This window comes from Symbiobacterium terraclitae (genome assembly GCF_017874315.1).
Taxonomy (GTDB): domain Bacteria; phylum Bacillota; class Sulfobacillia; order Symbiobacteriales; family Symbiobacteriaceae; genus Symbiobacterium; species Symbiobacterium terraclitae.
In genome coordinates this window covers 92,234-102,023 of record NZ_JAGGLG010000013.1, presented here as the reverse complement: position 1 = coordinate 102,023, position 9,790 = coordinate 92,234, and the positions used below count along the sequence as shown (strand labels likewise).

Annotated in this window: 7 protein-coding genes; 4 read left to right on the top strand and 3 right to left on the bottom strand. The window is 69.7% G+C overall.

The features are described from left to right. Positions 1-91: 91 nt before the first annotated feature. The 3 genes from J2Z79_RS09470 to J2Z79_RS09460 form a co-directional block, all read right to left on the bottom strand. Positions 92-1,681 carry a zf-HC2 domain-containing protein gene (locus tag J2Z79_RS09470; RefSeq protein ID WP_209466616.1) on the bottom strand — a complete coding sequence of 530 codons (1,590 nt, stop codon included), beginning with the start codon at positions 1,679-1,681 and terminating at the stop codon, positions 92-94. Continuing rightward, a complete protein-coding gene (locus J2Z79_RS09465; RefSeq protein WP_245302515.1) occupies positions 1,672-2,175 on the bottom strand; it encodes an RNA polymerase sigma factor in 504 nt (167 codons plus the stop codon). Before J2Z79_RS09465 ends, J2Z79_RS09470 begins: the two co-directional genes overlap by 10 nt. A gap of 172 nt (positions 2,176-2,347) precedes the next feature. Beyond that, positions 2,348-3,052, bottom strand: coding sequence for a hypothetical protein (locus tag J2Z79_RS09460; protein WP_209466615.1), 705 nt, complete (start codon positions 3,050-3,052; stop codon positions 2,348-2,350). A gap of 244 nt (positions 3,053-3,296) precedes the next feature. Between J2Z79_RS09460 and J2Z79_RS09455 the strand changes: the two genes are divergently transcribed. The 4 genes from J2Z79_RS09455 to J2Z79_RS09440 all read left to right on the top strand — a co-directional run bounded on the left by J2Z79_RS09455 (position 3,297) and on the right by J2Z79_RS09440 (position 9,726). Further along, positions 3,297-4,193 (top strand): hypothetical protein, encoded by an 897-nt coding sequence (locus J2Z79_RS09455; protein WP_209466614.1) that lies wholly within the window; start codon positions 3,297-3,299, stop codon positions 4,191-4,193. Between the two features lie 395 nt (positions 4,194-4,588). Next, on the top strand, positions 4,589-6,112 hold the full coding sequence (gene metG, locus J2Z79_RS09450) for a methionine--tRNA ligase (RefSeq protein WP_209466613.1): 1,524 nt from the start codon (positions 4,589-4,591) through the stop codon (positions 6,110-6,112). 384 nt (positions 6,113-6,496) lie between these two features. Then, a complete protein-coding gene (alaS, locus tag J2Z79_RS09445; protein WP_209466629.1) occupies positions 6,497-9,112 on the top strand; it encodes an alanine--tRNA ligase in 2,616 nt (871 codons plus the stop codon). 26 nt (positions 9,113-9,138) lie between these two features. Next, positions 9,139-9,726, top strand: coding sequence for a GNAT family N-acetyltransferase (locus J2Z79_RS09440; RefSeq protein WP_209466612.1), 588 nt, complete (start codon positions 9,139-9,141; stop codon positions 9,724-9,726). Positions 9,727-9,790 lie beyond the last annotated feature (64 nt).

Sequence of the window (9,790 nt, the reverse complement as noted above, 5' to 3'; positions counted from 1 at the left end):
TAGGGCTACGACCGGCGGAAGCCGGATGCGGGAAAACTGCACGTCCGGTTTGACGAGGGGGCGTTGGCCGAAAGGCCAGCCCCTACTCTATTCAGTCCTCCACGGTCAGCGTCCACGTCTCGTCCAGCACCAGCAGCGCGGAGGGCTGCACGTACCGGATGATCAGCCGGTACGACTGGCGGAACGCCTCGGGGAGTTCGTCCCACCACATCACCGCCACGCCCTCCCGCACGCCGTTCCGTCCCGGGCCGCCGTAGACCGCGCCGCCGCCGCCCCCGAGGTTGGTGATGACCTCCCCTGCGTCGTTCTCCACCTCAAACCCCGGCCCCAGGTCGTCCGGAAAGCCGCGCCCGTGGCCGCCCAGGTGGGCCCTCACGTACGGGGCCTTCCGCTCGGGGTCCCGCTGCTCGATGGCCACGCCGCCGTCATGGGCGTAGATGCTGATCAGTTCGCTGTCGTAGAAGCGGACTGTCACCTGATCCTCCGGGTCCATCAGCCGGTCTTCCGTTGGGCCGTCGCCCCGGTACTTGGCCCAGTTGACCGTCCACTTCAGGGTCTGGTCGGTGGCAAGACCGATGCCGTGGAGCCGGAGCTGCACGGGCGCCGGCCACCGGTTCGGTCCGTCGAAGGTGGCCGTGAAGCGGTACCGCCCCGGCTCGCCGGCGGGTTCCAGCGTGTGGGCGCCCCCGCCCAGTTCCTGGCCGCCGACGATGAGCGAGGCCATCAGAACCGGGTCCCGCTCGCCCTCCGGAAGCGTGATCTCGCCGGTCAGTTGCGTCCGGCCGACGCCCACCTCCAGCGTGTCCAGGGCGAGGGTGCGCCCGAGCCAGGTGTGCTGCTGCGGCCACGAGAGGACGTCAGGGGCGGGCTCGGTCAGGTAGTCCCGGTCCCACGGGATGGGGATGCGCAGGTCCGCCCAGAAGGTCTCGGTCCGGGACACGCCGGAGCCGGGCGATACCCTCGCCCACTGGCGGAGGACCAGCTCCAGTCGGGAGGCGTCATGGACCGGCGGAACCGCACGGAAGATCAGGACGGAGTGGAACCCCTCCCGCGAGAAGCCGCCCCAGGTCGACAGGCGGTTCCAGTCGGTGCGGCCTTCGCTGTGAGGCCGTTCGGGGTCATCGCCGCGGAGCAGTGCCTCGGCCGGCAGCCAGTGGCCGCCTTCCGGGGCTCTCACGGTGTACAGCACGTAGACCTGCCGCCCGCTGAACCAGGCCCTCTCCAGCGTGATCGCGGCGTCTGTGCCCGGGATGCGCTCCGTGATCCCGAGGTCCGCCACCAGGCCGGCCGCGCTGGCGCGTTCCCAGCCCGGGATCGCCCGGGCCGCCAGATCCCCGGCGCCTGCCACCCGAAAGGGAACCCGCCGCGCCTCCGCCGGCCGCTGGCGCCCCAGGGTGTAGCTCAGGCTGCCGACGAGGACCATCAGCGCCACGGCTGCCGCCAGCCCGCCGAACAGGAGGCGGCGCAGGCGACCGAAGAAGTCCCGCGCGGCCCGCTCCACCCTCGGCTCCGCCGGTGGGACGGCCGGCGGCGGTGGGATGGCTCCCGCCCGCAGGCGCTGCCGGCAGGCGGGACACCCGGCGGCGTGCCTTTCCAGCACCTGCCGCGTGGCCGGCGAGAGCAGGCCGTCGGCATAGAGCGGCAGCAGGTCCTCCGTCAGGGCGCAGAGGTCTATTTCCAACGGGATTGCCCCCCTTCAAGCTGCAGGTAGGCCTCTCTCAGCATCTGCCGGGCTCGGAAGCAGGTGACACGCGCCCAGGTCTCCGACCTCCCCAGTACCTGGCCCACCTGCGCGTAACTCAACCCCTGGTACTCCCGGAGCACCAGGGCCTCCCGGTACGCCTCGGGCAGGGTCGCCAGCGCCCGGGCCAGCCGGTGGCGCTCCTCGCGCGCCTCGATGACCTCGGCGGGCGTCGCAGCTGGGGTGGTGGGCGGCTCGTCGGGCCGCGGCCGGCGTCCCTTTGCCATGTGTTTCCGATTTACATTGCGTGCGATCGCGTAGAGCCAGGTGGTGGAGCTGCTCTCCCGGCGGAAGCGGGGGAGGGCCAGAATGGCCTGCAGGAACGTCTCCTGGGTCAGCTCATCGGCTGCGTCGGGATCGCCGGTGAGGGCGGCCAGGAAGCGGAAGATCGGCGCATGCAGTTCTGCGTACAGGTCCTCCAGCCGCTCCGCCATCCCCGCCGCTCACCTCCGTCCATGAGTTTAGTACCGGTGAGGAGCGGTTCGTTACAGTGAAATGGGGCGCCTTCTTACGCCAAGGCGCCTCATCCAAGGGGCAGACGGGATGTCCGCAGGGGGCAGACGGCTGCGCATGCCGGCTCCGTACCGTCCGGCCCAGGATTCCAGATCATACCTCGGGGTCTCTAGAGAACATCTCCGGGTTGGCCCATGTGGCTTGGTCGCTGAGCGGGATTTCGAAGGCCAGCACCGTCCGGAACTGGCCGGGGCCCTCGTATGTTGCGCGGTAGACAACCATGCCGCCGCCCCGCTTGTAGACGATGAACAGCCCCGGGCCCTCCCGGTCGAGGATCACCTCCAGCTGCCCCAGCTGTACCCAGTTGGAGAAGAGGTAGGTCCGAGTGCCGTCCGGCTCCTCCACGTAGACGTGCCACGGGTGGCCGTCGTCCCAGGCAAACTCCCTCTCGTCCGGCATCCAGAAGGCGTTGGTGGTGACCGAGACCCGCTCCTCCTGACCGTCTCCGTCCAGGTCGGCGGTCAGCGTCCGGTGGTACTCCCAGCCCGGCTCTCCGCCCACCGCTGGCGGGAAGTTCGGGTTGACGAGATCGACGACCCGGTCCTCCGGGGAGAGCCGTCTCGCCAGATCCGCGTTCCGGGACTCCAGTTCCCTCCGCCGGGCGTCCAGCTCGGCGACCTGGGCCTCGAGCTCCCGGTTCTGGTACTCGAGTTCCTCCACCGCAGCCGTGAGCTCGGCTACCCGGCCATGCAGTTCCCGGACCTCGGGGTTTCCTTCCGATGCGGCAGGCGGGGACGAGCAGCCGACGGCAGCGGCCATGGCGACCGCCGTGAGCAAGGTCAGGGTAGAACGGCGCATGCAACCACCTCGCTGGTTGGACGGAGAATTCCGACGGCGAGTTGCAGCCAGCCGGACGAGGCGGCGTTGGATGCCGGGAATAGGGGAGCGGGGGTCGCTTCGTGCAGGCGAGCCCTGCGCTCAACCGCCGAAAGCATAGCAAGTGCTCCTGAAGCGGTAATATTCGTCGAACTCATCCTCCCGGGCCGTCGTCATCATAGGTAATCAGCGCCCGGCGAAGCTGCCCGGGCACAGGAGGGAGCGTATGCCCGCAACCCTGCGGATGGTGGACCTGTCCCCGCGGTTCCTCAAGTTCTACGAGCTGGCAGAGAGCGCCGACCCTGAGACCCGGTGGCGGCTCTGGCTGGAGCACTACAACATCGCTGCGGTTCCGCCCACCGAGGAAGGCAGGGCCCTGGCCCGCAGTCTGCTGGAGCAGAACTGGCACCGGTACCCGGAGGTGATGGACCGCATCCGCCAGGGTGCCGCAGGGTTCAGGCCGGATCCCCAGCAGGCCCTGGACGCCACCGCACAGGCGCTGGGCTTCGACCAGGACCTGTCCATCCTGTTCGTGGCCTTCGTGGGCATGCTGGACCGCAACGCCTGGGCCGCGTCGATGGGGGAGCACACCGCCGTTCACTTCCCGATCGAGTCCTTCAGCGAGGAAGAGGCCTCCGTCTTCCTGCCGCACGAGTTTGCGCACGTCCTGCACGACCGGCTGTCCGGGTTCCCCGGCGGCTGGCTGAAGTCGGTCGCCACGCTGCTCATGCAGGAAGGCATGGCCATATGGACGTCGAGGGCGGTGGCGCCCGGGCGGGAGGAGTGGCACTACCTCACCCTGGACGGCCCGGCGTGGGTCGAGCGCTGCCGGGAGAGGGAGAAGCAGATCTTCCAGGGGGTTCTGGCCCGCCTGCAGGAGGTCAGCGCAGACGCCCTGCAGACCTTCACGACGCGCACGGGACCGGCCGGGCTGGAGCGGGAGGGGTACTGGGCCGGTTACCGGGCTGTGGGCCACCTGTTGGACAGCGGGTTCACCCTCGCCCAGCTGGCCCGCATGCCCGAGGGGGAGTACACGACCAGGCTGGAGGCCGCCCTCCAGGTGTTGACAACTTCACACGCTTGCCCTAATGTTACGTTCAAAGGTGATGACGGGGAGGAGTAGCGCCCGGAGCGCCTCTGACAGAGAGCCGGGTCAGGTGCAAGCCGGCGAGGGCGACGGGCGTGAAGATGGCCCCCGAACCGCAGGTCGATGCCCCGCCCGGCCCGGCGGCAGGCGGTAGGCCGGGACGGCCGGTCCCCGTTAGCGGACCAGGGTATAACGGCCCCATCCGGCCGCGTACCCGCAGAGGCCTCCTGCGCGAGCAGGGGGTGAACCAGGGTGGTACCACGGGGAGCGAAACCCCGTCCCTGCGCTGTGCGGTCAGGGACGGGGTCTTCTGCATTCTTCCCGCAGAAAGGGGGGCCGACCATGCGAATGTCCGGGTCTGAGGGTGGCATGCGTGCGCACGAGCAGGACAGCGACCCCATGATGCGTCATTCCAAAGGGAGGTACCCCATATGTCTGAGTCTGTGTACCTGACGACTTCGATTTTCTACGCCAACGGCCTGCTGCACATCGGCCACGCCTACGAGGCGGTGGCTGCCGACGTGCTGGCTCGCTACTACCGGGCCAGGGGCTGCAAGGTCTGGTTCCTGACCGGCACTGACGAGCACGGCATCAACATTCAGCGCCGGGCCGCGGCTCACGGCGCTCACCCGCAGGACTGGGTGGACCGCATTGCGGCGGCCGACCGCCTCGCCCTGGACCGGCTCGGCATCAGCTACGACGACTTCATCCGCACCAGCGAGGAGCGCCACCGCACCCAGGTGCAGGCCATCTTCACCCGCCTGTACGAGCAGGGCGATATCTACAAAGACGAATACGAGGGGTGGTACTGCCAGTACGAGGAGTCGTTCTGGACCGAGTCCAAGCTGATCGAGGGCCGCCTCTGCCCCGAGTGCGGCCGGCCGGTGGAGTGGGCGAAGGAGGCGGCGTACAAGTTCCGGCTGACGCGGTATGCCCCCGTGGTGGGCCGGCTGTTGGCGCAGCCCGGTTTCCTGACGCCCGACTCCCGCCGGAACGAGATGCTCACCTTCCTCCGGGAGGGGCTGGAGGATTTCGCCGTCTCGCGGACCTCGGTGGACTGGGGGATCCCCGTGCCCTTCGACCCGGAGCACCGCATCTACGTCTGGCTCGATGCCCTTGCGAACTATCTGACGGCTCTGGGGTACGCGGCCGAGGATGACCGGCTCTTCCACAGCTTCTGGCCCGCCGCCCGTCAGCTGGTGGGGAAGGACATCGCCCGCTTCCACGCCATCTACTGGCCCGCGCTGCTGGCGGCGCTGGGCCTGGAGCCGCCCAGGCAGATCTGGGCGCACGGCTGGTTCCACATCGACGGGGAGAAGATCTCCAAGTCGCGGGGCAACGGGGTCGACCCGGTCGCCCTGGTCTCGGCATACGGGGTCGACCCCGTACGCTACTACCTCCTGCGGGAGCTGCCCTACGCCGGGGACGCCGAATGGTCCGAAGAGGCCCTGGTCCGGCGGGTCAACACCGACCTGGCCAACGACCTCGGCAACCTGCTGTCCCGCACCACCCAGTTGATCAACAAGTTCGCGGGCGGCCGGGTTCCCGCTCCGGTCAGCCCCGACGGCGTGCTGCGGTTGGCGGCCGAGGAGGCGCTGGCGGCGCTTGAGGCCGCCCTGGAGGGCTGCCGGCTGGCGGATGCCCTGGCTGCGCTCTGGCAGCTGGTCAGGCGGGCCAACAAGTATGTGGATGAGCGGGCGCCCTGGTCGCTCGCCAGGGATCCGGCCCGGTCGGCCGAACTGGCGGACGTGCTCTACAGCCTGGCCGAGAGCCTGCGCATCGCCGCAGCGGCTCTTGTTCCCTTCCTGGTGGAGACCCCGGAGCGCATCTACGCGCAGCTGGGGCTCGACCCCTCGCTGGCCAGGTCGACCCCGTGGTCGGTCGCCACCGCGTGGGGCGGTCTGCCGCCGGGGACCGCCATCCGGCGTGGCGAGCCCCTGTTCCCGCGGCGCTGAGCCTGCGGGCCGGCCCATCTGCGGCACGGTGTCGCCTTGACACGCTCCCATGCACGTCGGTATAATCGCTGGTAGTCCAACCCAACGACGGGGAGACCGGGTCCCAGCAGCCACGCACCAGAGAGGGCGCCACGCCGGCTGAGAGGGCGCCTGCGCAGGCGGGATTCCGGTGCCGCCCCCGAGGGGCCCACCGAGGCGACGGGCTCGCCCAGGCTGGGACGGCCACCATGCCGATATCACTGGGGAGAGATGGCCGCCGGGTCTCCGGAGGTCAATCAGGGTGGTACCGCGAAGGCTGCAAGCCCTCGCCCCTGACGCGCCACACGCGTCGGCGGCGGGGGTTCTCATTTTCCAAAGGGGGTTTCCTGCACCATGCCCAAGTACATGACGGGCAGCGAGATCCGCACCGCCTTCATCGAGTTCTTCAAGTCCAAGGGCCATACCCACGTGCCCAGCTCGTCGCTGGTGCCGCACAATGACCCGACCCTGCTCTTCACCAACGCCGGGATGAACCAGTTCAAGGACACCTTCCTGGGCCTGGAGAAGCGCGACTACTCCCGGGCCGTCACCGCCCAGAAGTGCGTGCGGGCCGGCGGCAAGCACAACGACCTCGAGGAGGTCGGCTTCACCGCCCGGCACCACACCTTCTTCGAGATGATGGGCAACTTCAGCTTCGGCGACTACTTCAAGGAGGAGGCCCTGGCCTACGCCTGGGAGTTCATCACCAGCCCCGAGTGGCTGGGCCTGCCGAAGGAGCGGCTCTGGGTCTCCATCTACAAGGACGACGACGAGGCCTTCGACGTCTGGCACAACAAGGTGGGCGTGCCCGCCGACCGCATCGTGCGCCTGGGCGAGAAGGACAACTTCTGGCGCATGGGCGACACCGGCCCCTGCGGGCCCTGCTCCGAGATCTTCTGGGACATGGGGCCCGAGCACGCCTGCGACCATCCCAAGGGCTGCGCCATCGACACCTGCGGCTGCGACCGCTGGCGCGAGTTCTGGAACAACGTCTTCATGCAGTACAATCAGACGGCCGAGGGCCTGGTGCCGCTGGAGCGGACCGGCGTGGACACCGGCCTCGGCCTGGAGCGCATGGCCACGATCATGCAGGGGGTCTGGTCCAACTGGGAGATCGACCTCTGGAAGCCCATCTTCGCCCGCATCGCCGAGCTCTCGGGCCGGACCTACGGCGACGGGCCCGAGGCCGTGCCCTTCCGCGTGATCGCCGACCACGCCCGCTGCTGCACCTTCCTGATCGCCGACGGCGTGCGCTTCAGCAACGAGGGCCGCGGCTACGTGATGCGCCGCATCCTGCGCCGGGCGGTGCGCTTCGGCCGCAACCTGGGCTTCACCGGGCCGTTCATCTGGCAGGTGGCCGGTGCGGTGGCCGACGTGATGGGCGACGCCTACCCCGAGGTGCGGGCGGAGCTGCCCACGATCCAGGAGGAGCTGCGACGGGAGGAGGAGCGCTTCTTCCGCACGCTCGAACAGGGCATGGCCCGGCTGGAGGAGATCCTGCGCAACATGCGGCAGGACGGCAAGTCCACCGTGTCGGGCCAGGACGCCTTCGTCCTCTACGACACCTACGGCTTCCCGCTGGACATCGTGCGCGACGTGGCCCGGGAGCACGGCTTCACCGTCGACGAGCAGGGCTACCAGGCCGCAATGGCCGAGCAGAAGGCCAGGGCACGGGCCGCCCGGGACGTCTCCTATGTCACCGAGGCGCAGACCCGCATCGCCGCCCACCTGGAGTCCGTCGCCCCCACGGCGTTCGTCGGCTACACCGAGCTCAGCGCCGAGGGCCGGGTGCTGGCGGTCTTCGATGAGGAGGGCAATCCCACCGGGGCCGGCGCCGGCTCGTCCGTGGTCATCGTCCTGGACCGGACCCCGTTCTACGCCGAGGGCGGCGGCCAGGTGGGCGACACCGGCTGCATCGTCGCCGAGGGGCTCACCGTGGAGGTGGAGGACTGCCGCAAGCTGCCCTCCGGCCACCACCTGCACTACGGCACGGTGCAGCAGGGCTTCCTGGAGGTGGGCCAGCGGGTGGAGGCGCAGGTCGACGCGGGCAAGCGCCGGGCGACCCAGAAGAACCACACCGCCACGCACCTGCTGCACAAGGCGCTGCGTGCGGTCCTGGGGACCCACGTCCACCAGGCGGGCTCGCTGGTGGCCCCGGACCGGCTCCGGTTCGACTTCGCCCACACCGGCCCCATGACGCCGGAGCAGATCGCCGCGGTCGAGGAGATGGTCAACGGCGAGATCGAGGCCGCCGAGCCGGTCACCTGGACCGAGATGCCGATCGACGAGGCGAAGGCCCTGGGCGCCATGGCGCTCTTCGGCGAGAAGTACGGCGACGTCGTGCGGGTGGTTTCGGTGGGCGATGGCTGGTCCCGGGAACTTTGCGGCGGCTGCCACGTCAGCAATACCAGCCAGATTCAATACTTCAAGGTCATCTCCGAGTCGGGCATCGGCGGCGGCGTGCGCCGCATCGAGGCCGCGACCGGCGCCGGGGTGATCCGGCACCTCGAGGAGGCGCAGGCGAGGGCCGCCGAGGCGCAGGAGCAGCTCAGGGGCCGCGTGAAGGAGCTCGAGAAGGAGCTGGAGCAGCTGCGGGCCAAGCTGGCCGCCAGCGAGACCGGCAGCCTGGTGGAGCGGGCCAGGGAGGTCGGCGGTATCAAGGTGGTGGCCGGCACCGCGCCGGTGGCTACCATGGACGACCTCCGGAACATGACCGATGTGATCCGCGACAAGCTCGGCTCCGGCGTGGTGGTGCTCGGCGCCGTGGCCGGCGACGGCAAGGTGAACCTGGTCGCCGCGGTGACCAAGGATCTTGCGGGCAGGGTGCACGCCGGCAAGCTGATCAAGGAGGTTGCGCAGATCTGCGGCGGCGGTGGCGGCGGCCGGCCTGACATGGCCACCGCCGGCGGCAAGAACCCCGAGCGGCTGGGCGAGGCGCTGAACGCGGTTCCCCGCCTGCTGGGCGAGCAGCTGGGCCTGTAACGCAGCCGCGCGAAGGAGGAAGGACCATGGCGGGCGTGATCTGGGGCGAGAAGGCGGGAATCCGCCCCCTCCGCCCCGGGGATGCCGGCGCCCTGCACCGGTTCATGACCGACCCTGAGGTGGGCCACCTGCTGTACGAGGACAAGTCGGGGCTCTTCCCGGGCCCCTTGCTCCTGGCCGTCAACATCTGGCTGAACAGCCTGGCCCCCCGGCCGGAGTGGGCCATCGTGAACGAGCAGGGGCGCTTCATCGGCCTGGTGCGGCTCTGGCGGATCAGCGAGCGGAACCGCTCGGCGATGCTGACGATCTACATCGGCGAGAAAGACCACTGGGGCCGGGGCTACGGGACGGATGCCCTCCGCCTCGTGCTCCGCGAGGCCTTCGGCCCCATGGACCTGCACCGGGTGGAGCTGCACGTCTTCGAGTTCAACCGCAGGGCGATCCGCAGCTATGAGAAGGCCGGCTTCGTCCACGAGGGGGTCCGGCGCCAGGCCCTGCGGCGGGGCAGCCGCTACTACGACATCGTCGTCATGGGCATCACCCGCGAGGAGTTCTTCGCCCGTGAGCGGGAGCGGGGGGCCGCCGTCCAGGGGCAGTCCGCCGGCTGGGAATAGCCCGCGCACGTGCGGAGGCAGACTACGGCGGGCGGAAGAGGAGTCAGGTTTCGCGGAGCGAATA

Bases quoted from the DNA above. Each gene is read 5' to 3' on its own strand.
- J2Z79_RS09465 (WP_245302515.1), bottom strand. From the start codon at position 2,175: ATGGCGGAGCGGCTGGAGGACCTGTACGCAGAACTGCATGCGCCGATC.
- J2Z79_RS09460 (WP_209466615.1), bottom strand. From the start codon at position 3,052: ATGCGCCGTTCTACCCTGACCTTGCTCACGGCGGTCGCCATGGCCGCT.
- J2Z79_RS09455 (WP_209466614.1), top strand. From the start codon at position 3,297: ATGCCCGCAACCCTGCGGATGGTGGACCTGTCCCCGCGGTTCCTCAAG.
- metG (WP_209466613.1), top strand. From the start codon at position 4,589: ATGTCTGAGTCTGTGTACCTGACGACTTCGATTTTCTACGCCAACGGC.
- alaS (WP_209466629.1), top strand. From the start codon at position 6,497: ATGACGGGCAGCGAGATCCGCACCGCCTTCATCGAGTTCTTCAAGTCC.
- J2Z79_RS09440 (WP_209466612.1), top strand. From the start codon at position 9,139: ATGGCGGGCGTGATCTGGGGCGAGAAGGCGGGAATCCGCCCCCTCCGC.